This window comes from Rhodococcus sp. MSC1_016 (assembly GCF_023667485.2).
Taxonomy (GTDB): domain Bacteria; phylum Actinomycetota; class Actinomycetes; order Mycobacteriales; family Mycobacteriaceae; genus Rhodococcus_F; species Rhodococcus_F oxybenzonivorans.
In genome coordinates this window covers 4,339,709-4,363,016 of record NZ_JAMOZI020000001.1, presented here as the reverse complement: position 1 = coordinate 4,363,016, position 23,308 = coordinate 4,339,709, and the positions used below count along the sequence as shown (strand labels likewise).

General features: G+C 65.3%; 29 protein-coding genes, 1 pseudogene and 1 riboswitch. Of the genes and pseudogenes, 19 read left to right on the top strand and 11 right to left on the bottom strand.

The genetic code is table 11. From position 1 onward, the window contains the following. Window positions 1-55: 55 nt before the first annotated feature. Window positions 56-414, bottom strand: a pseudogene (locus tag L1080_RS20250) (Sec-independent protein translocase family protein). A 309-nt stretch (window positions 415-723) separates the two neighbouring features. Here L1080_RS20250 and L1080_RS20245 point away from each other — a divergent pair. The 3 genes from L1080_RS20245 to L1080_RS20235 all read left to right on the top strand — a co-directional run bounded on the left by L1080_RS20245 (window position 724) and on the right by L1080_RS20235 (window position 2,705). Then, a complete protein-coding gene (locus tag L1080_RS20245) occupies window positions 724-1,044 on the top strand; it encodes a MerR family transcriptional regulator (protein WP_109334879.1) in 321 nt (106 codons plus the stop codon). 426 nt (window positions 1,045-1,470) lie between these two features. Next, window positions 1,471-1,701 (top strand): hypothetical protein, encoded by a 231-nt coding sequence (locus tag L1080_RS20240; RefSeq protein ID WP_250770836.1) that lies wholly within the window; start codon window positions 1,471-1,473, stop codon window positions 1,699-1,701. Window positions 1,702-1,742: 41 nt separating this feature from the next. Further along, window positions 1,743-2,705 carry a ferritin-like domain-containing protein gene (locus tag L1080_RS20235; protein ID WP_159919507.1) on the top strand — a complete coding sequence of 321 codons (963 nt, stop codon included), beginning with the start codon at window positions 1,743-1,745 and terminating at the stop codon, window positions 2,703-2,705. 58 nt (window positions 2,706-2,763) lie between these two features. On the opposite strand, the gene L1080_RS20230 is transcribed toward L1080_RS20235, so the two are convergent. From L1080_RS20230 to L1080_RS20200, 7 genes are all read right to left on the bottom strand, one after another. Beyond that, a complete protein-coding gene (locus tag L1080_RS20230) occupies window positions 2,764-3,108 on the bottom strand; it encodes a hypothetical protein (protein ID WP_159919509.1) in 345 nt (114 codons plus the stop codon). 92 nt (window positions 3,109-3,200) lie between these two features. After that, a complete protein-coding gene (locus tag L1080_RS20225; RefSeq protein WP_250770834.1) occupies window positions 3,201-3,965 on the bottom strand; it encodes an ABC transporter permease in 765 nt (254 codons plus the stop codon). Further along, on the bottom strand, window positions 3,962-4,756 hold the full coding sequence (locus L1080_RS20220; protein ID WP_250770832.1) for an ABC transporter ATP-binding protein: 795 nt from the start codon (window positions 4,754-4,756) through the stop codon (window positions 3,962-3,964). The genes L1080_RS20225 and L1080_RS20220 overlap by 4 nt, the downstream gene beginning before the upstream one ends. Continuing rightward, window positions 4,753-5,145, bottom strand: a complete 393-nt coding sequence (locus tag L1080_RS20215; RefSeq protein WP_159919515.1) for a DUF1048 domain-containing protein — start codon at window positions 5,143-5,145, stop codon at window positions 4,753-4,755. Before L1080_RS20215 ends, L1080_RS20220 begins: the two co-directional genes overlap by 4 nt. A gap of 2 nt (window positions 5,146-5,147) precedes the next feature. Continuing rightward, the gene (locus tag L1080_RS20210) at window positions 5,148-5,498 is read right to left on the bottom strand and encodes a PadR family transcriptional regulator (RefSeq protein ID WP_109327107.1); all 351 of its coding nucleotides are present in this window, start codon (window positions 5,496-5,498) and stop codon (window positions 5,148-5,150) included. A 211-nt stretch (window positions 5,499-5,709) separates the two neighbouring features. Then, window positions 5,710-6,513, bottom strand: coding sequence for an ABC transporter (locus L1080_RS20205; protein WP_109327111.1), 804 nt, complete (start codon window positions 6,511-6,513; stop codon window positions 5,710-5,712). A gap of 47 nt (window positions 6,514-6,560) precedes the next feature. After that, entirely contained in the window at window positions 6,561-6,875 is a 315-nt protein-coding gene (locus L1080_RS20200) for a DMT family transporter (protein ID WP_159926901.1), read from the bottom strand. An 11-nt stretch (window positions 6,876-6,886) separates the two neighbouring features. Beyond that, window positions 6,887-6,951, bottom strand: a riboswitch (guanidine-III (ykkC-III) riboswitch). A gap of 230 nt (window positions 6,952-7,181) precedes the next feature. Between L1080_RS20200 and L1080_RS20195 the strand changes: the two genes are divergently transcribed. The 4 genes from L1080_RS20195 to L1080_RS20180 all read left to right on the top strand — a co-directional run bounded on the left by L1080_RS20195 (window position 7,182) and on the right by L1080_RS20180 (window position 10,044). Continuing rightward, the gene (locus L1080_RS20195) at window positions 7,182-7,304 is read left to right on the top strand and encodes a hypothetical protein (RefSeq protein ID WP_268962540.1); all 123 of its coding nucleotides are present in this window, start codon (window positions 7,182-7,184) and stop codon (window positions 7,302-7,304) included. 271 nt (window positions 7,305-7,575) lie between these two features. Beyond that, on the top strand, window positions 7,576-7,755 hold the full coding sequence (locus L1080_RS20190; RefSeq protein WP_159919517.1) for a hypothetical protein: 180 nt from the start codon (window positions 7,576-7,578) through the stop codon (window positions 7,753-7,755). A 118-nt stretch (window positions 7,756-7,873) separates the two neighbouring features. Beyond that, window positions 7,874-8,569: a response regulator transcription factor gene (locus L1080_RS20185; RefSeq protein ID WP_250771119.1), complete on the top strand. Its 696-nt coding sequence runs from the start codon at window positions 7,874-7,876 to the stop codon at window positions 8,567-8,569. Between the two features lie 92 nt (window positions 8,570-8,661). Next, complete coding sequence (locus tag L1080_RS20180) at window positions 8,662-10,044, top strand: sensor histidine kinase (protein ID WP_250770829.1); 1,383 nt, start codon at window positions 8,662-8,664, stop codon at window positions 10,042-10,044. 10 nt (window positions 10,045-10,054) lie between these two features. On the opposite strand, the gene L1080_RS20175 is transcribed toward L1080_RS20180, so the two are convergent. The 3 genes from L1080_RS20175 to L1080_RS20165 all read right to left on the bottom strand — a co-directional run bounded on the left by L1080_RS20175 (window position 10,055) and on the right by L1080_RS20165 (window position 11,312). Next, the gene (locus L1080_RS20175) at window positions 10,055-10,480 is read right to left on the bottom strand and encodes an HIT family protein (protein ID WP_159919523.1); all 426 of its coding nucleotides are present in this window, start codon (window positions 10,478-10,480) and stop codon (window positions 10,055-10,057) included. Between the two features lie 63 nt (window positions 10,481-10,543). Then, window positions 10,544-10,942 carry a hypothetical protein gene (locus L1080_RS20170; RefSeq protein WP_250770826.1) on the bottom strand — a complete coding sequence of 133 codons (399 nt, stop codon included), beginning with the start codon at window positions 10,940-10,942 and terminating at the stop codon, window positions 10,544-10,546. After that, window positions 10,926-11,312, bottom strand: a complete 387-nt coding sequence (locus tag L1080_RS20165) for a hypothetical protein (protein ID WP_159919527.1) — start codon at window positions 11,310-11,312, stop codon at window positions 10,926-10,928. Before L1080_RS20165 ends, L1080_RS20170 begins: the two co-directional genes overlap by 17 nt. Window positions 11,313-11,411: 99 nt before the next feature. On the opposite strand from L1080_RS20165, the gene L1080_RS20160 reads away from it, so the two are divergent. From L1080_RS20160 to L1080_RS20105, 12 genes are all read left to right on the top strand, one after another. Further along, the gene (locus L1080_RS20160) at window positions 11,412-12,551 is read left to right on the top strand and encodes an acyl-CoA dehydrogenase family protein (RefSeq protein WP_250770823.1); all 1,140 of its coding nucleotides are present in this window, start codon (window positions 11,412-11,414) and stop codon (window positions 12,549-12,551) included. A 121-nt stretch (window positions 12,552-12,672) separates the two neighbouring features. Then, window positions 12,673-13,461, top strand: coding sequence for an enoyl-CoA hydratase/isomerase family protein (locus tag L1080_RS20155; protein WP_159919531.1), 789 nt, complete (start codon window positions 12,673-12,675; stop codon window positions 13,459-13,461). A 37-nt stretch (window positions 13,462-13,498) separates the two neighbouring features. Beyond that, the gene (locus L1080_RS20150; RefSeq protein WP_250770820.1) at window positions 13,499-13,876 is read left to right on the top strand and encodes a Zn-ribbon domain-containing OB-fold protein; all 378 of its coding nucleotides are present in this window, start codon (window positions 13,499-13,501) and stop codon (window positions 13,874-13,876) included. Further along, a complete protein-coding gene (locus L1080_RS20145; protein ID WP_250770817.1) occupies window positions 13,876-15,024 on the top strand; it encodes a thiolase family protein in 1,149 nt (382 codons plus the stop codon). The genes L1080_RS20150 and L1080_RS20145 overlap by 1 nt, the downstream gene beginning before the upstream one ends. 9 nt (window positions 15,025-15,033) lie before the next feature. After that, window positions 15,034-16,239 carry an acyl-CoA dehydrogenase family protein gene (locus L1080_RS20140; protein ID WP_236603386.1) on the top strand — a complete coding sequence of 402 codons (1,206 nt, stop codon included), beginning with the start codon at window positions 15,034-15,036 and terminating at the stop codon, window positions 16,237-16,239. Continuing rightward, window positions 16,236-17,198, top strand: a complete 963-nt coding sequence (locus tag L1080_RS20135) for a phosphotransferase family protein (RefSeq protein WP_250770814.1) — start codon at window positions 16,236-16,238, stop codon at window positions 17,196-17,198. The genes L1080_RS20140 and L1080_RS20135 overlap by 4 nt, the downstream gene beginning before the upstream one ends. 17 nt (window positions 17,199-17,215) lie before the next feature. Then, window positions 17,216-18,418, top strand: coding sequence for an acyl-CoA dehydrogenase family protein (locus tag L1080_RS20130; RefSeq protein ID WP_250770811.1), 1,203 nt, complete (start codon window positions 17,216-17,218; stop codon window positions 18,416-18,418). Next, window positions 18,415-19,176: an SDR family NAD(P)-dependent oxidoreductase gene (locus L1080_RS20125; protein ID WP_159919541.1), complete on the top strand. Its 762-nt coding sequence runs from the start codon at window positions 18,415-18,417 to the stop codon at window positions 19,174-19,176. Before L1080_RS20130 ends, L1080_RS20125 begins: the two co-directional genes overlap by 4 nt. A 34-nt stretch (window positions 19,177-19,210) precedes the next feature. Next, complete coding sequence (locus tag L1080_RS20120; RefSeq protein ID WP_159919543.1) at window positions 19,211-19,972, top strand: SDR family NAD(P)-dependent oxidoreductase; 762 nt, start codon at window positions 19,211-19,213, stop codon at window positions 19,970-19,972. A gap of 24 nt (window positions 19,973-19,996) precedes the next feature. Continuing rightward, window positions 19,997-21,028, top strand: coding sequence for an NAD(P)-dependent alcohol dehydrogenase (locus tag L1080_RS20115; RefSeq protein ID WP_250771114.1), 1,032 nt, complete (start codon window positions 19,997-19,999; stop codon window positions 21,026-21,028). Between the two features lie 63 nt (window positions 21,029-21,091). Continuing rightward, complete coding sequence (locus tag L1080_RS20110) at window positions 21,092-22,594, top strand: class I adenylate-forming enzyme family protein (RefSeq protein WP_250771109.1); 1,503 nt, start codon at window positions 21,092-21,094, stop codon at window positions 22,592-22,594. An 86-nt stretch (window positions 22,595-22,680) separates the two neighbouring features. Then, complete coding sequence (locus L1080_RS20105; RefSeq protein WP_159926909.1) at window positions 22,681-23,289, top strand: TetR/AcrR family transcriptional regulator; 609 nt, start codon at window positions 22,681-22,683, stop codon at window positions 23,287-23,289. Window positions 23,290-23,308: the final 19 nt, after the last annotated feature.

Here is a 23,308-nt window from a genome sequence, read left to right as displayed (position 1 = left end):
GGTAGGTTGGGCATCCGCACGGTGTGATTCGTTGGCGGCACAGTCCGGTCAATCATTAAGTAGGGCAGGGTCGGTTGAACCCTATGTGGTGTCGTTGGCTGTCGGGGGTGTTCGTCCGCCGAGGCGTCGCTGTGCGGCTGGTTCGTGTGCGCCGGTGTGGTTCCGGACAGGAAGGGCCGTGGTTTGTGTTGAAAATGGAGTCGTCGCCGTCGAGTAGGTGCGTGGTGATCACGGTCTTCGGGGTCATGCCCCCCACTGCTGGAGATCGGCGAGCGCCTTACGTAAGTCCTCGAATGCTGGTCCCAGCGCGTCCTCGAGTTGTGTGCTGGCTCCGGTGGCGTAGTCACGGACCTGCCGCAGCGACCTCAATACCCACCCGATGGCCCCGGGAAGCCGTTCCGGTCCGAGGATCATCAGCGCGGCGACGAGCAGGATAGTCGGGCTGGCCGAGGCCGAAGGCTTCCTGCATGACCTTCGCGATATTGCCGAGTTTGTATCCGACCAGCCGGTCACCGCCTGCGATGGCGTGGTCGACGTTGATGCACCCTGGGCGATCCACTCGCCGATCTCGGCAGTCTGCTCACCTACTTTGGCGGACGACTGACGGGTGGCAACGCGCAAGCGAGCAAAAATCTATGCTCGCGGTCGCAGATTCATTTCATTCATCTGTTAACATCGTGGGGTTCCTTGAGAAGAAGGGAGCCACTTGTGGTGTTGGATGTCATGCCCCGGTCGCGTCGCGGGGTGTATGGAATAGCGGTCACATCGGAGTTGACCGGAATCGGGCCGCAAACACTGCGGCTGTACGAACGGCGCGGATTGCTGACGCCCGCGCGGACCAGCGGCGGAACCCGTCGTTACAGCGAGGAAGATCTGGTTCGCCTCGGACGCATCGCCGAACTTATCGAAGCCGGCATCAACCTGCCGGGCATACAGCGGATTCTCGACCTTGAAGCGGAGAACGCTGAACTTCTGGGTCGTCTGCACTCGGCTGAACATGGAGGCGACCGCCTGAAGGTCGAACGTGAAGAGGCAACCGCCTGAAACGGCGGTACGCGATCGATCGAACCGACAACCAGTAATCGTCACTGGACGGTTCTGCGGGCGCGTTTTTTCGAGCGTCCAGCGGCTTTTTCGTTATGCGTGACACTGCAGATCACAAAAACATCTCGAATGCTGAGATGCGTGGGGTTGTCTATTCTGCCTGGTCATTCAGTGTTTTCGGAGTCGACTCCAGCCGGATGTCGCGCTGAGTTTGCGTCGCGGGGTTGAACTTCTGTCGTTAACCGATACGATAAAATCTATATCCGCCGGATCAGATAAGTTACTGAGCAACATTGCGTCGGCGGTGAAACAGCGACACGCTGGCCGTGTAGAAGGCCGCGGCCGGCGTCGCACCGGAAACGCCAGTTCCGGTGTGTCAGCCCGAAGACCTCTGGCCCAGACTCGACGCAAGACGGGACCTGAACCATGACTCTCGCCGCACATGACGTTTTCCGCCCTCATACTCCCCGGCACGCAAAGACTGCCCACGGAACGCCCGACCGGCGCTTCTCGGTGGGAACCGCGTTGACCGCAGGCCTCATTGCAGCCGTACCCGCGGCGACTGTGACCGGTTCGGTGGTACTTGCCGCCGCTACTGCCACCTCTGTACTGATTGGAGTGATTCTGGCCGCATTTCTCATCTCGAGCGTGATCTGACCGATATTCGTCCGCCACATCAGCTATCGAAGGAGAAATATATGACCAGCACCACCACCGCAACGCTGATCACTCAGTTGCGTGCCGTTCTCGACCTCACCAACACCGAAATCCAGGTAGCAGAGACCCGCATCGCCCAGGCGCGCACCGAGGCTGTTCGCCGCGAACTCACGGAGAACGCCGCAAACGGACGTCAGCGCGCCGAGGCCATCGAACGGGCAATCCGCGACCTCGGCGGTGTGCCCGAGGTTATCGGGCCCTTCCTCGGTCGGCTGGCTGCTGTGCTCAAGGCGATGGCCGAGCAGGCGCAGCCGTTCGACGAGGCACTCCTGGGCGACCTGGCCCTCGAACATCAACTCCTCGACCGTGCGCGTTACATCAAGGCGCTCGCCACCGTCGCGAAGGAGCCGGCAGTCGTCGGTCTCGCGGACCGACTGATCACAGCGCATTCCGCAACCGTGGACTGGCTTTCGACCGTTCTGGCCGAGGATGCGCTCGGCGGCCCGGCAGCGCTGCGGCGCACGCCGTTCCAGGCCGCTGCCGGAAGCACGATTCGGCTGCTCAACGTCCCGGTCACCTGGTCGGCGCGCGGAATCGATCGAGCATTGGACACGGCCCGCACCACACCGCCCCTGCTCAGTGCGTTGCTCAGCCGCGGCGCTCACGCCGGCGATGTCGCAGTCAAGACGTTGTCCGCCTCGCGTGATGCCGCCCTCGAAACTGCGGAGAGTGTGACCCGCCGGGAAGGCGCAAGCGGTGTCGCCGACGCCATCCATTCGGCTCGCGCCGCGGGTGGTGTCGTGGATCCGGGTGAGCTTCCGATCGACGACTACGACGACCTGAACGTGTCGCAGGCCGTCGCTGAGATCAGGGAACTCACCGATCCCGCCGATGTGCGCACGGTCGTCGCCTACGAGGAAGCGCACAAGAATCGGCACGGCATCGTCTCCGCCGCCCAAACCCATCTCGCGTCCATCGCGCAGGAAGTCGCCGGCATTCGCTGACGATTCTCAGAAGAATTCCGCCGGTCCCCACAGGGGGCCGGCGGAATTGTCGGTGAGGTCAGCAGGTGCCGGTTTTGGCAGCGTCGTAGGCCTTGACCATCTGATCCTTACGTTCTTGCGGGGCGTCTTTCCATTCCGGGGTGAGGGCCGACTGGTCGAAGAGGTCGCTCAGGGCCTTCGTGCGGTCGAACGGTTCGCCGCTCTGCTGCGCTCGGGCTTCGGCGCTGTTCGCGTACTGGAGCAGGCCGGCGCACAGGTCGGCGACTGCGGGAAGGTCGGCGGCCGCCGCCTCCGCCGCTTCGGTGGTTGCGCTCACCTCGGTGTCGGTGTCGGTCGATTCGGAACTGCACGCTCCCAGGAACAGGACGGCAGGGATCAGCAGCGCAACGATGGTTCGGGTCATGCGAAATACTTACCAGAGCCGCCGGCGACGCCGTATCGGCCGGTTCCCTCGATTGGGGAACGGGCGCGGGTCTTCCGTGGAAGACCTCGTGCTCAGCTGATCTTGCGCCGGTAGATGGCTGTCGCGAAGGCGTAGGCGACAACGAGGATGCCGACCAGCCACCCGAGAGCGATCCAGATGTCAGTGCCGACGGGTTGCTGGGCGAACAGGGCTCGGATGGTGTTCACGACGTAAGTCACGGGCTGGTTCTCGGCGAACCATGCGACCGGTCCGGGCATCGAGTCGGTAGGCACGAACGCCGAACTGATGAACGGCAGGAAGATCAGCGGGTAGCTGAACGCGCTGGCGCCGTCGATCGTCTTCGCCGACAGCCCGGCAATCACGGCGATCCAGGTCAATGCGAGGGTGAACAGGACCAGGATGCCCGCGACCGCGAGCCAGGCAGCCACGGATGCTCCGGTGCGGAAACCCATGATCAGCGCGACGCCGGTGACGATCGTGACCGAGACCAGGTTCGCGGCCAAGGACGTGAGCACATGCGCCCACAGCACACTCGAGCGCGCGATCGGCATGGATTGAAAGCGCTCGAATATGCCGCCCTGCATGTCGAGGAACAGCCGGTACGCGGTGTACGCGACGCCGGACGCGATCGTGATGAGCAAGATGCCGGGGAGCATGTAGGTGCCGTACGACTGGTCGGATCCGGTGTTGATCGCGCCGCCGAATACGTAGGTGAACAGCAGCATCAGCGCGATCGGGGTGACCGCGGTAGTGACGATCGTGTCGGGGCTGCGGAGGATGTGCTGCAGCGAGCGGCCGGTGAGGACGCCGGTGTCGCCGAGGACATGGGTGGTCATCGGGCTTCCTTTCCTGCCGGGACGGTGGTGTCACCGACGAGGGCGAGGAAGACGTCCTCGAGGGAGGGCTGCTTCTCGATGTACTCGACCTCGGCGGGCGGAAGGAGCTGCTCGAGCTCGGTGAGGGTGCCGTTCTGAATGATGATGCCCTGGTGCAGAATTGCGATGCGGTCGGCGAGCTGCTCGGCCTCGTCGAGGAGCTGGGTGGTCAGCAGCACGGTCGTGCCGGTCCTGGCGAGTTCCTTGACCGTCTGCCACACCTCGATCCGGGCCTGCGGGTCCAGCCCGGTGGTGGGTTCGTCGAGGAAGATGATCGGCGGGTTCCCGATCAGGCTCATTGCGATGTCGAGCCGGCGTCGCATGCCACCCGAGTACGTCGTCGCCTTGCGGTTCCCCGCTTCGGTGAGCGAGAAGCGGGCGAGCATGTCGTCGGCTATCGCACCCGGATTCTTCAGGTGGCGCAGCTTGGCGACCAGCACGAGGTTCTCCCGGCCGGTGAGCACTTCATCGATCGCGGCGAATTGGCCGGTGAGGCTGATCGACTCGCGTACGTCGCCCGGTTTCGCCGCGACGTCGAAGCCGTGGATCGTGGCGGTGCCCGCGTCGGCCTTCAACAGCGTTGACAGGATTCGCACCAGCGTGGTCTTGCCTGCACCGTTCGAGCCGAGCAGCGCGAAGATGCTCCCCGCCGTCACATCGAAGTCGACTCCCCGCAGCACCTGCAAATCCTTGAACGACTTCACGATGCCCCGCACCCGGATCGCGGGTTCGAGCGCCTGATCGGTGGTCATGGCCGGTTCTCCGTTTCCGGTGCGTTCACGCCCTCGTCGGCGGCCTTGTCGAGGGCGTCCGTCAAACGCTTGCGCTCCTTGTTGATCCATTGGCCGTCCGAGTAGTTCTGGATGAAAGTGTCTGCGAACTCGACTGGGTCGTCCCCGACGATGTCGCGGATCGGGGTGCCGTCGGCGGCGGCGCGCTCGATCAGGTCGGCGAGGTCCTCGAGCATCTGCATGAGCACATCGCCCTTGACGATCGATCCGGCGTACATGAAGTAGCGTTCGATCCCGTCGATCCCGGTTCGGTAGCTCGTGGGGAGCTGTTCCTTGCGGGCCTTGTACCGGCGCCAGCGCTTCTTGTCCTCGAACGAACCCGTGATGTGCTCGATCCATCGTGCGGCCATGATTACTCTCCTTCGCTTCGTGGGTGTTCGATGTGCTGGTGGAGCTGGTCGATCCGCTCTGCGAGGAAGGTCCACGTCTTCCAGAATTCTTGGAGGTACCCGCCACCATGTGGGTTGAGCGAGTACACCTTGCGCGGCGGACCCTTCTCGGACGGGACCTTCTCCACGTCGACGAGACCTCGCTGCTCGATCCTGACCAGCAGGGCGTAGATGGTGCCCTCGGCGATCTCGGAGAAACCCTGCTCGCGAAGTCGCGCGGTGATCTCGTAGCCGTACGCCGGCCGCGCGGCCAGGATCGCCAGGACGATGCCCTCGAGCGTGCCCTTGAGCATCTCGGTCATCTGCTTGCCCATCGGACCCTCCTTCCGACTACTCAGTGTTAATGACTACCGCTAGATAGTAACGCTGAATACCGTTCGCGCAAGAGGGTTGATGCAACGAATCCGGAAGGAGGTGTGGCGCGTTGAGGCTCCGGCGACTGCGGGCGTTGACGTTCGACGCGCAAGAGCAGCCCCGCCGTCAGTTACCTGTCGGATGGCAGGGCGAGATGTTTTTGCGAACGCGTCAGGCAGGACCCAGCGTGTAATCGATGCCCGGTCGATCGCCCTTGCCCTTGAGCCAGCGTCCTGGAAGGCGACCGGCGAGTTCCCCCAGGGGGCCGACGGCTGCGCTCAAAACCGCGACCGTGTCCTGCAGCAGATCGATGCTCGCGCTCATCCGCTCGAGATTCGGCGCCAGTGCGGTCAAGGTCTCCGAGAGTGCGACGATCTGGTCGAGCGGTCCGCCCTCGGCGATCAGCCGTTCGAAGGCGCCACCCTCGGACAGCAGCGTGTCGAGGATCCCGTTCTCGGCCAGCGCGCGGTCCACGATGCCGCCCTGTGCGGTGAGTCGCTCGACGGCGCCGTCGGCGGCTGTGAGTCGTTCGAGGGGGCCTTGCTCGGCGGTGAGACGGTCGAGCAGTCCATCCTTGGCGAGTAGACGCTCGAGCGTGCCGTCTTCGGCGAGAACGCGGTCGAGTGGGCCGTCTTTCGCGAGCACTCGGTCGAGCGGTCCGCCGGGTTCGAGGAGTCGTTCGAGGGTGCCGCCTTCGGAGGTCAGCCGGTCGACCGGGCCGCCCGGAGCAAGCAGTCGATCGAGGGGTCCTCCGGGCTGGAGTGCTTGACCGAGTGGCCTGTCGTTCGCCGCCAGTGAGGACAGCTGACTGATCATCTGCAGAGGGCTGCCGGAAGCGCCCATGCCGGTGACCACTCCGGTGCCTGCTACCGCTGTGCGCACCGTTGCCAAGGTGGCTTCGGCGATTCCGAGTCCGACATCGGCCGCCGCAAGTCCGGCGCGCACCGGGAGGGCCAGCAACGAGACCACGTTCATACGGTTACTGTAACTCGCGACACACAAGCATTTCGCGGCTCGGGCGCTCAGTGCAGGACTTTGAGTCCCACGACGCACGCCACGATGGCAGCGACCAGCAGAATCTTGACGAGCGATGTGTTTTCGGCGCCGGTCACCATCGCGAAGCCGACGGTAAGGGAAGCGCCGATTCCCACCCAGACTGCGTATGCCGTCCCGGTCGGCAGAGTACGCATCGCGAAGGCCAGTCCCGCCATGCTGAGGACCAGTGCAATGACGAATACGACACTGGGACTGATTTTGCTGAACCCCTCGGACCGACCGAGGGCGGTGGCCCAGACGGCCTCCAGCACGCCCGACAGCACCAGCACGATCCACGCCATGACAACTCTCCCGAGCACCGTCTTGTCGCTGGCCGGGTACGGTGCGCTCGTCCGGGTGTCGTATCGACGACCTTCACGGTACCGAAAGCTCATGCCGTGGTCTGAACGCAGTGGTCGGCGCGTGCAGGGAAACGCCGGATAAGTCTCCCTCGTCTTGGCGGAGATTCCTTTTTGTGACACGGCGGGGAAACGCATTGTTATCGGTTCGGGGTCACGCCGTCGAATGCGCCGAATAACTCAGCGGATCGCGGCCTGCTTGTTTATTGTCGAGCACAATGCGTGAATTCCGTGCGCACTCCACCGACGATGACGAGGCATATCATGATGCTCGGACTGCTTGCCGCAATCAACAGCGCGTTCACACTCGGGATTGCCAACACTATCGGGACGTTCGGGGGAGTGGTTCTCAACCTGAACGTGGTCGGCTGAGAAACCGGTCGACGTCGACTGCTGTCGGACCGACAGCAGGACACCTACTTTCACCCCCATCTGCGATCGACGGCCCCGCCGCGTCTCCTGCGGCGGGGCCGTCGTGTACCCGGGGCGCCCCAGCCCGCGGGAGACACAACTTTCCCATCCTTGCTCATTGCTCTCGAATCTCGGCTCTTTTCGCCGAAAAAGTCTCGGTGAGAAATTTTGGAAAAATCCAATGCGAGTGTTGCCACAGATTTGCGACGGTTCACCTATTGTTCTCGACAACGTGCAAGCAACGCGCGTAATCGGCTCGACACGGAAGTCCGCCCTGGCACAGGGGGAGATGATGGAGAACATGATGCTCGGATTACTCGGCGCACTCAACAGCGGTGTCACGCTCGGTCTGGCCAACACGATTCTGACGTTCGGTGGCGTAGTCCTCAACCTCAACATCGTCGTCAACTGACCAAGGGCTTCGTCGTCTGCTGACGACGGGGCCGCACCACCCGCCCGCTCGGTTCCCTGGGACGCTCACAGGAACTTCCCAGGGAACCGACAGCGATGATCCAGCGTTCCGCGTGATGATGGGTTCCGTGAATGCGAAACCCGTCGAAGCCCGAGTTCTCGTCGTCGTCGACGACGAACCGAACATCCTCGAACTGCTGTCGGTCAGCCTGCGCTTTCAGGGTTTCGAGGTGGCGACCGCGTCGAGCGGAACGGCGGGTCTCGATACGGCGCGCACCTTCCGGCCCGACGCCGTAATCCTCGACGTCATGATGCCGGGGATGGACGGGTTCGGGATGCTCCAGCGGCTACGCGCCGATGGTGTGCACGCGCCGGTTCTCTTCCTCACGGCGAAGGACGCGCTCGAAGACAAGATCAGCGGCCTCACACTCGGCGCCGACGACTACGTCACCAAGCCGTTCAGTCTCGAAGAAGTGGTGACACGGCTGCGGGTAATATGCCGTCGATCCGGCAAGGTGTCGGTCGAGGAGCAATCGGCGCGCATCACGTTCGCCGACATCGAACTCGACGACGACACCCGTGAGGTATGGAAAGCGGGCGAGCTGGTATCGCTGTCGCCCACCGAGTTCACCCTGCTGCGGTACTTCATGGTGAACGCCGGCACGGTTCTCAGCAAGCCGCGCATCCTCGACCACGTGTGGAATTACGACTTCGGCGGTGAGGTCCGGGTGGTGGAGTCGTACGTCTCCTACCTGCGTCGCAAGGTGGACACCGGGGAGACGCCGCTGATCCACACCCTTCGGGGCGTCGGGTAGGTGATGCGCGAACCGCGGCGATGACCGCCCCACCCGCACTAGAGAATTCTGTCGCGCCGGCCGGTCACGCGGGTCGGCGGTGGGTGCGGGCGATGCCGTTGCGGGTCACCTTGGTGGGTGCGGTGCTGCTGCTCGCGGCACTCGGTCTGCTGGCGTCAGGAGTCGCGGTGACGTCGGCGCTCGAAAATTCCTTGACGAGCCGGATCGATCACCAACTCCGCGAGGCAGCGCAAGGGTGGGCCAAGCCGCGGGAATCACGCCCCCTCCCGCCCCCGGACGAGCCGAACCCGGGACGACCACCCAGCCCGTTCTATGTGCGCACCGCGTCCCCCGACGGAACGGTGCTCTTCCAGATCAACGACGAGGCCAGCGCGCCCGCAATTCCCGCCGATCCCCCTTCGGGTCCCATGACGGTCGGCTCCACCGACGGATCCGATGTCCGCTGGCGTGTGCTCACCACCACCACGGCGAGCGGCACCCAGACGACGGTGGCGGTGACCCTCACCGAGAACGACGACACGGTGAACCAATTGGTGGTCCTGCAACTCGGCATCGGCGCGGTGGTGCTTCTCGCGTTGGGCGTCGTCGCCTACTTCGTCGTCCGCCGCAGTCTGCGTCCGCTCGGCGAAGTCGAGGAGACCGCCGCCGCGATCGCCGCCGGCGACCTCCATCGGCGTGTCCCCGAGCGCGACGACCGCACCGAGATCGGACGGTTGTCGGTTGCCCTGAATGGGATGCTCGCCCAGATTCAGCATGCCTTCGCCGCAACCGAGGCGTCCGAGGAGTCGGCACGCCGCTCCGAGGAGAAGATGCGGCAATTCGTCGCCGACGCCAGCCACGAATTGCGTACCCCGCTGACCACGATTCGCGGTTTTGCCGAACTGTATCGGCAGGGCGCGATGACCGACACCGAGACGTTGATGAGCCGTATCGAGGGAGAGGCCTCCCGGATGGGTCTACTCGTTGAGGACCTGCTCATGCTCGCTCGGCTCGACTCCCATCGGCCCCTCGAGAATCGGCCGGTCGACCTTCTGTCCGTGGTGTCGGACGCCGTGCACGCTGCCCGCGCGGTGGCGCCCGAACGCTCCTTCGCCCTCGAAGTGGGTTCCGGACCGGGAACCCCTGAAATCCTCGGTGACGAGGCGCGGCTGCGGCAGGTACTCGGCAACCTCCTTTCCAACGCCGCCACGCACACTCCCGCGACCGCGGACGTGACGGTTCGACTGGAGACCACTGAGAACCGGGTCGTGCTGGAGGTAGCCGACACCGGCCCGGGTCTCAGCGAAGAGGATGCTGCGCGGGTATTCGAACGGTTCTACCGAGCCGACGCGTCCCGCACCCGAGAGAGTGGGGGAAGCGGACTCGGCCTGTCGATCGTGGCGGCACTCGTGGCCGCGCACCAGGGCACCGTGACGGTCGACAGCCGGCCGGGCGAGGGCGCCACCTTCCGGGTGGAACTGCCCCGGGCGCTCTAGATCACATGTCTCAGTCGGGAACGTTGTTCGCGTATCCGAGATCGCGGAGGGCGCCGCGGAGCTTCGTCATAGCGTCGTCCTGCGACTCCTGAGACGGATCCGGGTTTGCATTGCTGATGTTGAAATCACCGAGGTCGTACGCCGGGAAGACGTGCACATGCAGGTGCGGGACCTCGAGTCCGGCGATCAACAGGCCGGCGCGGGGGGCGTCGAACGCCGGGCGCACGGCCTGCCCGACGATGCGGGCCACATCCATCACCTTGGTCCACAGCTCCCCGTCGACCTCCTGCCAGTGGTCCACCTCTTTCCGGGGCACGATGAGGGTGTGGCCCTGCGTGATGGGTGCGATGGTGAGGAACGCGACGACATCCTCGTCCTCCCACACGAACCTTCCGGGTAGATCTCCGTTGATGATGGCGCTGAATACAGATCCCATGGCCGCCATTATGCGGCTTCGCCACCCGTGAGTACTTATTAACCATCCCCGGTTAAGAAGTACTCACAGGGGGAACATGATCTCCGGCGTCCGGCAGATGAGCAATCTCCGCACGAGGCCCGAATCGTCGAGTTGTGCCGACGTGTTGAACGAGGCCTCGAAATCACCGTTCCGGGTGGTTCGTCCCAGAGCCAGCTCGAGTTCTCCCACACGAGCACCGGCGAGGATCTCGTGCACCAGCACGCTCTTCTCGCGTTGTTGCAGATACCCGACCAGGCCGGCGCGATCACCGACGAACTCGGCGGCATTGCCGCCCCCAGTGGAGAACTGAACCGACATCCGGAAATCGGGGGTGATCATGTCCAGGACGCGGTCGGGATCGTCCGAATCCATGATTGCGAACCACGCGGCGAGCACGGGAGTCGGCGAAGTCGTCTCGTTCAGGTCAGTCGTGTTTCTCATGGGTCAACTCCTTTGCGAGAAGGCTGAACTCCGTATCGAACGACACCTCGTACGCATCGATGGCGCCGTCGCTGTCGAGGTGCATCGCTGCCAGGAAGTAGCCGGTTGTCTTCACACCGTTCTCGACGACGGAACCGTAAGCGAATTGGACGTCTCCGGCGTTGCTCGTGCGGAGCAGCACATGCTGTCGATCGACCGGAGGGCGTCCCCGCAGGTAGTCGAGCATGTCGGCCCGGCTGTAGCCGCGGCGGACGGTACCGGGCAGGACTATGGCGAACTCGATCGATGGGTCGAGCAGCGCCACCGCGTCGTCGATTCGGCCGCTGTCGAGGGTCGCATAATACTGCTCGATCACGAGTGCATCGGTCATGAAATGAACTTAGTTCAGGCATCGGCGGTTTGTCGAGCATCCTTGTCGCGACACCTCGGCCAAACTAAACTGAACTCACGTCAATCTGAGGAGACTTTCATGCCGACCCACCACTTCCATCCATGGCCCGAGGCTGAACCCCCGGCGATGACGCCCGTCGCCGAGCACGACGACATCCGGGCCGTAGTTCGACAACTGCTGGACCGGCATTCGACGCTCGAAAACAGCCGTCTCGCCGCTGAGTCCGACGCCGGATATTCTCCCGAGTTGTGGTCTCTCCTCGTCAAGGAGATGAGCGTCGCGGCCCTGGCGGTGCCGGAGCATTGCGGCGGTTTGGGTTATAGCGTCGTCGAACTCGGGATCGTCCTCGAGGAATGTGGGCGCGCGCTGGTCTGCGAACCTGTCCTTCCATCCGCGACACTGGGAGTGCGTGCACTGCTCACTGCCGACGGGTGTCCGCAGGTCGACGAACTGCTGGGCAGGGTCATGCAAGGCGAACTCGTCGCAACCGTGACGGCGCTGGGTGAGCACACCGATTTCGCCGATGTCGCGCGAGTCGACGACCGGTGGTCGGTGTCGGGCCGTGCAACGAATGTTGTGCAGGGCGGTGCGGCCGATATCGTGGTCCTGCTCGGGCATGGCGAAGACGGACCTGGCCTCTACGCCGTCGATCTGCGGACCACGTCGGTGCGACGAATGGAACTTCCGGTGATCGACCCCAGCCGGCGGCAAGCCAATCTGCTGTTCGATGCGGCGGACGCGGTACGTCTCGTCGGACCCGGCGACGCACGGCGCAAGGTCGAAGAATTGCGGAGTCTCGGGGTGATCGGGCTGGCCTGTGAACATGTGGGAATGATCGACCGATTACTCGACACTACAAGGGAATACACCATGCAGCGCCGTCAATTCGGACGAGCGATCGGATCGTTCCAGGCCGTCAAGCATCGACTCGCGAACATTTTGGTCGAGCTCGAGAAGGCCCGATCGGCGGCACGGTATGCAGCGGCGGTGTTCGCGGAAGACCCCGGCGCCGCACCGCTTCCGGCCGCTGTCGCCGGTGCGGTCTGCACCGAGGCCGTGATTGCCACTGCTCTCGAGGCCGTGCAATTGCATGGGGGAGTGGGCTTCACCTGGGAACATGCGGCGCATTCCTACGTTCGCCGCGCGCTCGGAGACGAACCGCTTCTCGGTGATGCGCGGGCCCACCGCAGTCGTATCGCCGATCTCGTCGGGGTCTGACTCGACCCACCCGGACCGGCCGAGAAGAAACCACTTGCTCCGCCCCTATTGACGGACCAACTCCTACCCAGTACAACTGAAGTGAATCCAGTTCAGTTTCATTCTTCGAAAGGACACCGACATGGTGGACACCGACCACATCGTGCTCGAGAAGGACGGCGACGTCGCCCGCGTGTGGCTCAACCGCCCGCACAAGAAGAACGCGGTCACCGTCGAGCTGCTGCATCGCCTCGACGAGATCATCGTGGAGGTAGACAACGACCCCGACCTCAAGGTGCTGGTCCTGCGTGGACGTGACGGCACCTTCTGCTCGGGATTCGACCTCGACGAGCTGCGCGAGAAGTACGTCGGCTCCACCACCGCGATGGACGTCGCGGTGCTGTCGGCCCGGGTGTGCGACCGCCTGTACTCGATGAACACCCCGTCCGTCGCGGTCCTCGAAGGCTTCGTCACCGCAGGCGGTTTCGAGCTGATGATCTCCTGTGACTTCGCGATCGCCGCCGAGGACGCCCGAATCGGCGACTTCCACATCCGCCGTGCGCTGTTCGGTGGGGCGGGCCCGATCTACCGGCTGCCGCGGATGATCGGCGTTCGCAAGACGAAGGAGCTCATGCTCACCGGCAAGCTCCTCACCGGTAAGGAGGCCGAGGACTTCGACCTGATCAACGCCTCGGCGCCGGCCGAGGATCTGGACAAGCTTCTCGCCGAGTTCATCGCCCCGATCGTCGACAAGAGCCCGTTCATGATGAAGCTCACCAAGATGTGCATCGACCGCGGTCTCGACGCGGACATCCAGTCGCTCATGGTGATGGAGCACCTCGCCGTCGGCAACGCGCTGCAGTCGGAGGACGCACGGGAAGGCGTGAACGCTTTCCTCGAAAAGCGTGAGCCGAAGTGGGTCGGTCGCTGATCGAGCCCGACAGCGAATTCCGAGGGAGAGGATGAGGATGGGCGAGACACACACCGCACCGGCGCTCGAAGCAAGCCGCTGCTCCCACTGCTCGACTGTCGCGTTCCCGGTCACCGGTGTGTGCTCGAGATGCGCCGGGACGGCAATGTCACCATTCACCGTGAGTGCACGCGGAACGGTCTGGGCGTACACGGTTCAGCGTTTCGCCCCGAAATCTCCGCCGTATGTCCCGCCGCCGGAAGGGTTCTCGCCGTACGCGGTCGGATACGTCGAACTCCCCGACGGAATCAGGATTGAAGCCGTGCTCGACTGCCACGACTTCAACGAGTTGGACGACGGGGCACCGGTGACCTTGGTCGCGTCGGTGCCGGCGCCCCGGTTCGCCACCGACGCCTATCTGAAGGAGACCCGCTGATGTCCACTGTGTCGATCATCGGGGCCGGACTCTCGAAATTCGGGCGTCAGCCGGACAAGACCGGGCGCGGCCTTGCCCTGGACGCGATCGCGTCCGCCTTGTCCGACGCCGGTATCGCGTGGACCGATATTCAGGTGGCATTCGGTGGCAGCGATGGTTCCGGGCTCGCCGACACCCTGGTGGCCGAGCTGGGGCTCACCGGAATCCCCTTCACCAACGTGAAGAACGGATGCGCGACCGGTGGTAGCGCCCTGGTGTCGGCGGTCAACGCGATCCGCGCGGGCGCCGCCGACATCGCACTTGCGGTCGGCTTCGACAAACACCCGCGCGGCGCCTTCGACCCGGCGCCGGAAGACTGGGGCCTGCCCGCCGGCTACGGCGAGGCAGGTCTCATGGTCACCACCCAGTTCTTCGGCATCAAGATCGCGCGGTACATGCGCGAGCACGGGATCAGCGCACCCACTCTGGCCGCCGTGGCGGAGAAGGCATATCGCAACGGCTCGCTGAACCCGAATGCCTGGCGGCGTGAAGCCCTTTCCGCCGAGGCGATCGCCGCCGCCGACATGGTCAACGACCCCCTGACGCGGTACATGTTCTGCTCACCCGGCGAAGGCGGGGCGGCCGTGGTGGTGGCGAGTGAGGCTGCCGTCCGGCGCCTCGGCGGAAGGCCGGTACAACTGCGGGGCATTGCGGCCGGCACCCGCCGGTTCGGCTCCTTCGAGGTATTCGGTCCGGCAATACAGGGCGAGGGAACTCCACCCAGCGTGAGCACGTCCACCGCCACCGCCGCATTCGAGCAGGCCGGCCTCGGCCCGTCCGACGTGGATGTGGCGCAACTCCAGGACACGGAGAGTGGCGCCGAGATCATGCACATGGCCGAATGCGGGTTCTGCGAGCACGGCGAACAGGAAAAGCTAATCACCGCGGGCGAGACGGAGATCGGCGGACGGATCCCGGTCAACACCGACGGTGGCTGCATCGCGAACGGGGAACCGATCGGCGCGTCCGGCCTCCGGCAGATACACGAGATCGTCACGCAGTTGCGCGGGGAGGCCGGTGCCCGGCAGGTCCCCGGACGCCCGCGCATCGGATTCACCCATGTCTACGGTGCGCCCGGAATCAGCGCCTGCACCGTCCTGTCAGTCTGAGGAAGAGCCATGAATCAAGCAACGATGCCCGATGTGGACCAGTTCGTGGATGACGCGCGAGCGTGGTTGCGGACGGTTGCCGAGCCGCGTACCCAGATCAAATGGGGAGTGGGATCCGACTCGGTCGCCGTCTTCGAAAATTGGACGGCGGAGCAGGAGCGCGACGAGACCGACCACATCCGCGCGTACGAACAGGCGAAGTTCGACGCCGGGTGGGGGGCGATGAATTGGCCGGTCGAGTACGGCGGACGGGCTCTGCCGATGTCGTATGTGCTTGCATTCCGGCGGGAGGAGAACGCGTTCGACGTGCCGCGGAGAACCGAAATGTTCTCGGTGACACAGCAACTGGTCGCGCCGGCCATCGCCCAGTGGGGAACGCCCGAACAGTGCGAGCGGTACGTGCGGGCGATGCTGCGCACCGATATCATTGCCTGTCAGCTGTTTTCCGAAACCGAAGCGGGGTCCGACCTGGCGGCTGTCCGGACGAGAGCAGTCGAACGGGATGGCCGGTGGACGATCACCGGACACAAGGTCTGGACGTCGGGCGCACGGGTCGCCGACTTCGGGGTCGCGGTGTGCCGTACCGACCCCGAGGCGCCCAAACATGCGGGGCTCACCGTCTTCTTGGTCCCGATGGATGCTCCCGGAGTCACCGTCCGGCCCATCCGCCAGATGACCGGGGGCAGCTCCTTCAACGAGGTCTACCTCGACGGCGTCGAACTGTCCGACGACTACCGGCTGGGGCCGGTGGGGCAGGGCTGGCCGGTCGCCTTGACCGTGCTGGCAGCGGAGCGCCTCGACGCCGGAAATCTCGGCCTGGCCAACGCGGATCAGGCTGTCGAACTCGCCCGTCACCTGGGTCGTGAACTGTCCGAAATCGAACGCGACACAGTCGCGGATCTGGTGACGCGCAGCTACGTCCAGCGGGTGACCGGAATGCGGGTAGCCGCCGCCGTGGTCGCGGACAAGGATCCCGGCCCGGAGGCCTCGGTGGGGAAGTTGCTCGCCACCGACACCATGGCGCGAACTTCGGAAGTGGTCCGGCTGTTGCTGGGCCGCGACCTGATCGCAGACTCGGGCGAGTGGGGCACGTTTGCGTGGACCGAGCACGTGCTCGGCGCGCCCGGATACCGCATCGCCGGCGGCACCGACGAGATCCAGCGCAACATCCTCGCCGAGCGCGTGCTCGGCCTGCCGAGGGAGCCCCGCCCATGAGTGCGACAATCACCCTCGACGACCGTGTGGCGCAACGGTTGCGCGAGCAGACCCCGGGCCTGGACGTAGGCCCACTCGAGCCGCTACTCGGAGGGCACTCCGGGCTGACCTACAAAGTCCGGACCGGTGACGGCGACCTCGTGGTCAAGGCCGTTCCCGAAGGCCAACGTCCCATCGGTCGACACGACATGCTGCGCCAGGCGAGAATCATGCAAACACTCGGGGCCACAGAGGTTCCCGTGCCCCGCATCGTCGCCGTCGACGAGACCGGACCGGCGTGGTTCGCGATGGAGTACGTTGCCGGGGAATCCCTCGAACCTGTACTCGATACGCCGGCGGTCGAACCGGCCGTTGCGGCCGCGCGGATGCGCCGCGCCGCGCAGGTACTGCCGCTGCTGCACGCGGTGCCCATCGACACGATCCCGGCAGCCGGAGATCCGTTGTCACCCGGCGCGGAGTTGGCGCGGTGGCAACGCACCCTGGACGCTGTTCCGCCCGAACTCGTCAGTGGGGGCGACGAGTTGCTCCGTCTGCTCGCCGACGATCTCCCTGAGGCGCTCGCACCGACGCTGGTGCACGGCGACTACCGGCTGGGCAACATCATCGCGCGTGACACGGAGCCGGCCGCATTGATCGACTGGGAGATCTGGAGCCTGGGTGATCCACGGGTCGAATTGGGCTGGTTCCTCGTCTTCGCCGACGGGGCGAACTTTCCCGGTGTGGGGCGCGCCGTGCCCGATCTGCCGTCCGAGGATGAACTGATCGACCTCTACACCAGGGACCACCCGGCACTGCCGGACATGAACTGGTTCAACGCACTCGGCCGTCTGAAAATGGCGGCGATCATGGGCCACAACCTGCGCCGGCACCGCGAGGGCCGCCACCACGACCCCGACCAGGAACGGCTGCCCGACACCATCTCACAGCTCATTCGCAGTGGCACTGCGCTACTCGCCTGATCAGAAAAGGACGACACGTGGACTTCGGATACTCCGCACGCACCGAGCGACTGCTCGAGCAGCTGCGGATTTTCATGGAAGAGCACGTCTATCCGGCCGAGGCCGTGTACGACGAGCAGATCAGGTCGAACGACAATCCCCACGAGCAGCCGAAGGTCATGCTGGACCTACAGGAGAAGGCCCGCGAGCTCGGGTTGTGGAATCTCTTCATGACGCACGGTGAGTGGGGTGCCGGGCTCACCAACCTCGAATACGCGCCCCTTGCCGAAATGGTCGGCCGGTCGGTGATCGGCAACGAAGCCATCAACTGCTCGGCGCCCGACACCGGCAACATGGAAATCCTCGCCATGTACGGCACCCCGCAGCAGCAGGCGCGCTGGCTCCAGCCGCTCCTCGACTGCACGATCAGGTCGGCATTCGCGATGACGGAGCCGGACGTGGCGAGTTCGGATGCCACGAACATCACCTCGACCATCCGCCGCGAGGGCGACGAGTACGTCCTGAACGGCCGGAAGTGGTACACCTCGGGCATTCTCGACCCCGACTGCAAACTTGTCATCTTCATGGGCAAGTCCGATCCCGACGCTCCGACGTACCGGCAGCAAAGCATGATTTTGGTGCCCGCCGATGCCCCCGGCATCGAAGTGCTCCGTGATCTGCCCATGTTCGGCTACCGCGACCGGCTCGGCCACGGTGAGGTCCAGTTCACGGACGTACGGGTGCCCGCCGACCACATGCTCGGCGCCGAAGGCGATGGGTTCGCGATCGCGCAGGGGCGGCTGGGGCCGGGACGGATGCACTACGCGATGCGGGCGATCGGCATGGCCGAACGGGCCCTCGAACTGATGTGTCGACGAGTGCTGCAGCGCAACGCATTCGGCGCACCGCTCGCTGACCGCGGTGTGGTGCGCGAGTGGATTGCCCGTAGCCGGATGGAGATCGATCAGATTCGGTTGCTGGTCCTCGAGTCGTCGTGGCTGATGGACACCCGGGGCAACGCCGCTGCCCGTTCGGAAGTCGCGGCGATCAAGGTTGCCGCCATGGAGATTGCCCATCGGGTGGTCGACCGCGCCGTGCAGGCGCACGGCGCCGCAGGGGTGAGTGACGACACCATCCTGGCCCGGCTGTATGCGATCACGAGGGCACTGCAGATCGCCGACGGCCCGAACGAAGTCCATCTGCGCACGATCGCGCGCCTCGAACTGAAGAAGTACGCATGAACACGACCGCAGAGTTGAAGGGGAAGGTCGCGCTCGTCACGGGTGCCACCCGGGGGCTCGGATACGCCATCGCCACGGGGTTGGCCGCCGCGGGCGCCACCGTGATCGTGTCGAGCCGCAAGGAGGAGGCGTGCATCTCCGCGGCCCGCGCGATCGCGAGGGAAACCGGTGGAATCGCCGAACCGCTCGCGCTGCACGTCGGAAAGTGGGATGCGATCGAACTTGCTGTCGATCACATTCTCGACCAGTTCGGAAGCCTCGACGTCGTCGTGAACAACGCCGGTATCGCGCCTCTGTCGCCGAACCTCGAGTCGGTCTCCGAGTCGCTCTTCGACAAGACGATCGAGGTCAACCTGAAGGGCCCGTTCCGGCTGATGGCGGTGGCCGGAGCCAGAATGAGTGCGGCAGGGGGCGGTTCGATCATCAATATCTCGAGTATCGGAGCGCTGCGGCCCAGCCCGCCGGAGGCGATGTATGCGGCGTCGAAGAACGGCCTCAACGCGCTGACGATGGCCTTCGCCCAGGAATACGCGCCCCAGGTGCGAGTGAACTGCATCATGCCGGGCGGATTCGCGACCGACATGGCGGCCGAATGGGACGACGAGTTCATCGGGAAGATCGTCGATCGGCTTCCGGCCGGACGGCTGGGGCGTCCGGATGAGATCGCCGGCCTCGTCGTGCATCTGGCCGGTGACCGTGCCGGGTACACCACGGGCGCGATCATCCCCGTAGACGGCGGACGCACCGCCGTCTACTGACGCGGGTGCCACGAACACGAGTAGGAGCCAACACATGCAGGTACCCGAGCTGTTCGAGCTGAGCGGTCGCGTCGCCGTCGTCACGGGTGCGTCGTCCGGATTGGGAATGGGATTCGCGCGGACACTGGCGTCGGCAGGCGCGACGGTCTTTGCCGCAGCCCGCCGAGTCGATCGGCTCGCCGCGCTGGCGGAGGAGGTCGACACCGTGGTCCCGGTCGAATGCGACATCACCGTCGACGCCGACCGGCGCCGGCTCGTCGACCGCGCCCGCGAACGAACTGGCCACGTCGACGTCCTTGTCAACAATGCCGGAAAGCCCGGACCGCCCAACGCGGAGGACGAAACCGCCGACGGGTTCTCGTCGATTCTCGATGTCAATCTCGCAGCGGGATTCCATCTCGCCACCTATGCCACGTCGGGGGTTCCGGACGACGCGGGGATCTCGATCATCAATATCTCCTCGGTCATCGGGTTGGTGTCCACAGCACCCATCGGCGGCGCGAGCTACGCAGCCTCGAAGGCGGGCATCCTCGGTCTGACCCGCGAGCTCGCGGGTCAGTGGGGCAGGCGGGGCGTCCGTGTCAACGCCGTCGTGCCCGGATGGTTCGATACCGAAATGACCGACGGATTGTTCAGCAACCAGCGTTCAGCCGACTGGGTGCGTCGCAACACGATGCTCGGCCGCGGTGGCCGCGCGGGCGAAGTGGACGGTGCCGTGCTGTTCCTCGCATCGGACGCGTCTTCGTATGTCACCGGACAGACCCTCGTCGTCGACGGCGGTTGGGCAGCCAGGTAGGTGAGGAAGGTGACCATCGAGACGATGAAAGCCGTGCGCTTGACCGGGTGGGGTGAACCCGCGCAGGTCCTGCCCGTCCGGGTCCCCGAACCCCAGGGAGCCGAACTGCTGCTCGAAGTCCGGGCGGCCGGGCTCTGCCGATCCGACCTGCACGTCATGGACGCACCCGCCGGTGTCTTCGACTACCCGCTGCCGCTCACACTCGGGCACGAGGTGGCCGGAACCGTTGTCGGTGTGGGCCCCGCCGCCGACAGTTCGTGGGTCGGCGAGTCCGTAGTGGTCCATGGCGTGTGGTCCTGCGGCGACTGCCGCAACTGCAGACGAGGCAGAGAGAACTACTGTCACGAACTGCGTCGGCGGGCCGACGGCCGGCTTCCCGCGATCGGCAACGGTCTCGGCTACGACGGCGGCCTGGCCGAGGCCATGATCGTTCCCACGGAACGGTTCGTGGTACGCACCGGGGGGCTTGCTCCGGAGAGTGCCGCCCCGCTCGCCGATGCCGCCTTGACGGCGTACCACGCGATTCGTACGAACCAGGATCTCGTCGACGACCAATCGGTAGCCGTGGTGGTCGGCGTCGGGGGACTGGGCCACCTCGCCGTCCAAATTCTCCGCGCGCTCGGCGGCGGCACCGTGTTCGCCGTCGATCCGCGACCGGAATCCCGCGCGCTTGCGATGCGGCTGGGAGCCGACGCGGCATTCGCCGACATCGCGAGAATTCCTCAGTCGACCGGTGCCGACGTCGTCTTCGACTTCGTGGGCTCAGACGCCACCACGAACGCGGCAGCGCAGTTACTCGGACCCGGCGGCCGACTGGTGGTCGTGGGCAGCGGGGGAGGCCGGCTCACAGTCGGCAAGGACCTCGGACTACCCAACGGCTGGCAGGTCAGCGCCCCGTTCTGGGGAACGCGCGCGGATCTCGAGGCGGTAGTCGATCTTGCGCATCGAGGGCTGCTGAGCGTCGAGTCGACCGCATACCGCTTGGACGACGCCCTCGACATATACGACCGGCTGCGCCGCGGGGCGATCCGCGGGCGCGCCGTCCTCGTGCCGTGACCACCGACAATGTGTGTCATGACCGAAACAACTGTGATTCAGTAACCAAGAGGAGGCTGCGTGATGTGGGAGCTGGCGCGTGAATTCGTGGCTCGTGCAGAGAGTGAGCCGGACGAGGTCGCGGTCGTCGATGCGTCGGGTGGGTGGACTCGTGCCGCCATCGTTGCGGCGGCGACCGAGCTCGCCGCACTGTTGGACGCCGGCCCCGGGGGATCGCCCACCGTGCTCGTGCAGGCGGACAACAGCTGGCGGACACTGACCGCGGCGCTTGCGGTCGGGCTGCGGGGCGGTGTGGTCGCCGTGTTCAGCAGGCATGCCGGCCCGTCGGAGTTCGCCGTGGCCCTGCACGACATCGCACCCGATGTGGTGATCGGCGACCGGGAGTCCCTTGCGCACTGGGGTGCACCGGACGACCGCTTCGGTGACGAGGCGAGCGCGCTGGGCGGCTGGTCGGTGCGCTGGTCGCGATCGCCAGTCAGCGATGTCGAGCGATGGAACGGCGGGATCGCGATTGCGATGACGTCCGGGTCGACCGGACATCCCAAATGCGTGGTGCAGTCGGAATCAGCGATCCGCTACGCAGGCCGGTGCACCATCGACGCGGTCGGCCTCGAACCCGGGGATCCGGTTGCCGCGTTCGTCCCGCTCTCGTCGGTGGCCGCATTCTGCTTCGGTCTCTACCTCCCCGCGATGCTCAGCGCGCCGATGGTCTGTATGGACGGCTGGAAACCTGCTGCCGCGCTTACGGTCATCCGGAAACACCAGGTTGCGTGGACGATGCTTGTCCCCACCATGGCGCTCCAGCTGGCCGTCGCGCCGGACGCTACGGGTGCGCTTACCTCGCTGAAAGCGATGACCGTCGGCGGCGGGCCGATGGACGCCGGTGCGCTCGGTCGCGCCGAGCGAACTCTAGGCACGACGTTCCTGCGGGTGTTCGGTATGTCCGAGTGCCTCGGGCACACCACCCCGCTGCCCTCGGACGAGCCGGCCGTGCGCCTGGGGCGGGACGGTCGTCCCTTCCCCGGCACCGTCGTCCGAGCGGTGGACAATTCTGGCGCTCCCCTTCCGGCCGGGCGGGTGGGCGATGCACAGGTCAAGGGTCCTTCTCTGTTCGTCGGCTATGCGCGGGCAGGCATTCCGGCACCGCCCGAACTCACCGCGGACGGATTCCTGCCTACCGGCGACCTCGTCGAAGTCGCGGAGGACGGAAGCATTCGGGTGATGGGACGGCAGAAGCAGATCATCATCCGTGGCGGCCGCAATATCGATATCAACGAGGTCGAGGCTGCCGTCGCGCGCATTCCGACCGTGTCGCAGGTGTGCGTGGTGCCGGTTCCGGACGAGCTGCTCGGTGAGCGCGCCGCGGCCCTGGTGGTGAGTATGGGTGCGCCGATCACCCTCGCCGAGGTGACCGCGCACCTCGACGGCATCGGGTTTCCGAAATTCAAGTGGCCGGAGTTCGTCTTCGCGATCGACGACCTGCCGCAGAACAGGGTAGGGAAACTGTCTCGGCCGGATGCGGTGGACCTTGCAACACGTCTGCTCGCCGGTACCGCGAGCCCCTGAATGCGACCCGACTTGACCTCAGTTCAGGTATTCTTACCGGTACCGACCGACAACAGATGGATGGGGATCCCGTGTCCGTAGAAGCCATGACGCTCCGCGATGGTCCGCGTTCCAAGCGCGGGCTCATCCTCACGGCCGCGATCGAACGCTTCGGTGAAGTGGGCTTCGAGCACACCAAATGGGCGTCGATCGCCGACGAGGTCGGCATCGGCCAGACGGCGCTCTACCACTATTTCGAGTCCAAGGGTCACTGCCTGCTGACCATCATGCGTCTCGAACTGGCGGAGTCCCTCGAGCGATTCGCTGCTGCAATCGAGGGCATCGATGATCCGGTGGAGGCGTTAGGCGCCGCCGTCACCAGTGCCCTGGAAGCGACCCCCCGAGACGCCCTGCAGCGACGCATCCTGCACAGCCACATGGATCTGCTCGCCACCCCCCGTCAATCCGAGAAGGAAGAAGCGGAGCGCCAGACTTCCCGTGCACTGGTGAACTCGATCGAAGAAGAGTGGTCTTTCCTCATCGCGAAAGGGATGGGTGCCGGGGTCTTCGCCGACGCGGATCCACGTTTGATGGCCCGACTGGTCCTCGGGCTAGTCGTCAGCGTCTGGCGTTGGTATCGGCCCGACGGCGACATGAGTCTCGACCAGCTCAACCGACAAGTTCGCGACGCCACTCTGCGCATCGTCCGCGCATAACGCATGCATGAGCGGAGGG

What these genes read in the sequence shown, in the direction of transcription:
- L1080_RS20245 (WP_109334879.1), top strand. Translation starts at nt 724, where the DNA reads ATGCCCCGGTCGCGTCGCGGGGTGTATGGAATAGCGGTCACATCGGAG.
- L1080_RS20240 (WP_250770836.1), top strand. Translation starts at nt 1,471, where the DNA reads ATGACTCTCGCCGCACATGACGTTTTCCGCCCTCATACTCCCCGGCAC.
- L1080_RS20235 (WP_159919507.1), top strand. Translation starts at nt 1,743, where the DNA reads ATGACCAGCACCACCACCGCAACGCTGATCACTCAGTTGCGTGCCGTT.
- L1080_RS20230 (WP_159919509.1), bottom strand. Translation starts at nt 3,108, where the DNA reads ATGACCCGAACCATCGTTGCGCTGCTGATCCCTGCCGTCCTGTTCCTG.
- L1080_RS20225 (WP_250770834.1), bottom strand. Translation starts at nt 3,965, where the DNA reads ATGACCACCCATGTCCTCGGCGACACCGGCGTCCTCACCGGCCGCTCG.
- L1080_RS20220 (WP_250770832.1), bottom strand. Translation starts at nt 4,756, where the DNA reads ATGACCACCGATCAGGCGCTCGAACCCGCGATCCGGGTGCGGGGCATC.
- L1080_RS20215 (WP_159919515.1), bottom strand. Translation starts at nt 5,145, where the DNA reads ATGGCCGCACGATGGATCGAGCACATCACGGGTTCGTTCGAGGACAAG.
- L1080_RS20210 (WP_109327107.1), bottom strand. Translation starts at nt 5,498, where the DNA reads ATGGGCAAGCAGATGACCGAGATGCTCAAGGGCACGCTCGAGGGCATC.
- L1080_RS20205 (WP_109327111.1), bottom strand. Translation starts at nt 6,513, where the DNA reads ATGAACGTGGTCTCGTTGCTGGCCCTCCCGGTGCGCGCCGGACTTGCG.
- L1080_RS20200 (WP_159926901.1), bottom strand. Translation starts at nt 6,875, where the DNA reads ATGGCGTGGATCGTGCTGGTGCTGTCGGGCGTGCTGGAGGCCGTCTGG.
- L1080_RS20195 (WP_268962540.1), top strand. Translation starts at nt 7,182, where the DNA reads ATGACGAGGCATATCATGATGCTCGGACTGCTTGCCGCAATCAACAGC.
- L1080_RS20185 (WP_250771119.1), top strand. Translation starts at nt 7,874, where the DNA reads ATGGGTTCCGTGAATGCGAAACCCGTCGAAGCCCGAGTTCTCGTCGTC.
- L1080_RS20180 (WP_250770829.1), top strand. Translation starts at nt 8,662, where the DNA reads ATGCCGTTGCGGGTCACCTTGGTGGGTGCGGTGCTGCTGCTCGCGGCA.
- L1080_RS20175 (WP_159919523.1), bottom strand. Translation starts at nt 10,480, where the DNA reads ATGGGATCTGTATTCAGCGCCATCATCAACGGAGATCTACCCGGAAGG.
- L1080_RS20170 (WP_250770826.1), bottom strand. Translation starts at nt 10,942, where the DNA reads ATGAGAAACACGACTGACCTGAACGAGACGACTTCGCCGACTCCCGTG.
- L1080_RS20165 (WP_159919527.1), bottom strand. Translation starts at nt 11,312, where the DNA reads ATGACCGATGCACTCGTGATCGAGCAGTATTATGCGACCCTCGACAGC.
- L1080_RS20160 (WP_250770823.1), top strand. Translation starts at nt 11,412, where the DNA reads ATGCCGACCCACCACTTCCATCCATGGCCCGAGGCTGAACCCCCGGCG.
- L1080_RS20155 (WP_159919531.1), top strand. Translation starts at nt 12,673, where the DNA reads ATGGTGGACACCGACCACATCGTGCTCGAGAAGGACGGCGACGTCGCC.
- L1080_RS20150 (WP_250770820.1), top strand. Translation starts at nt 13,499, where the DNA reads ATGGGCGAGACACACACCGCACCGGCGCTCGAAGCAAGCCGCTGCTCC.
- L1080_RS20145 (WP_250770817.1), top strand. Translation starts at nt 13,876, where the DNA reads ATGTCCACTGTGTCGATCATCGGGGCCGGACTCTCGAAATTCGGGCGT.
- L1080_RS20140 (WP_236603386.1), top strand. Translation starts at nt 15,034, where the DNA reads ATGAATCAAGCAACGATGCCCGATGTGGACCAGTTCGTGGATGACGCG.
- L1080_RS20135 (WP_250770814.1), top strand. Translation starts at nt 16,236, where the DNA reads ATGAGTGCGACAATCACCCTCGACGACCGTGTGGCGCAACGGTTGCGC.
- L1080_RS20125 (WP_159919541.1), top strand. Translation starts at nt 18,415, where the DNA reads ATGAACACGACCGCAGAGTTGAAGGGGAAGGTCGCGCTCGTCACGGGT.
- L1080_RS20120 (WP_159919543.1), top strand. Translation starts at nt 19,211, where the DNA reads ATGCAGGTACCCGAGCTGTTCGAGCTGAGCGGTCGCGTCGCCGTCGTC.
- L1080_RS20115 (WP_250771114.1), top strand. Translation starts at nt 19,997, where the DNA reads ATGAAAGCCGTGCGCTTGACCGGGTGGGGTGAACCCGCGCAGGTCCTG.
- L1080_RS20110 (WP_250771109.1), top strand. Translation starts at nt 21,092, where the DNA reads ATGTGGGAGCTGGCGCGTGAATTCGTGGCTCGTGCAGAGAGTGAGCCG.
- L1080_RS20105 (WP_159926909.1), top strand. Translation starts at nt 22,681, where the DNA reads ATGACGCTCCGCGATGGTCCGCGTTCCAAGCGCGGGCTCATCCTCACG.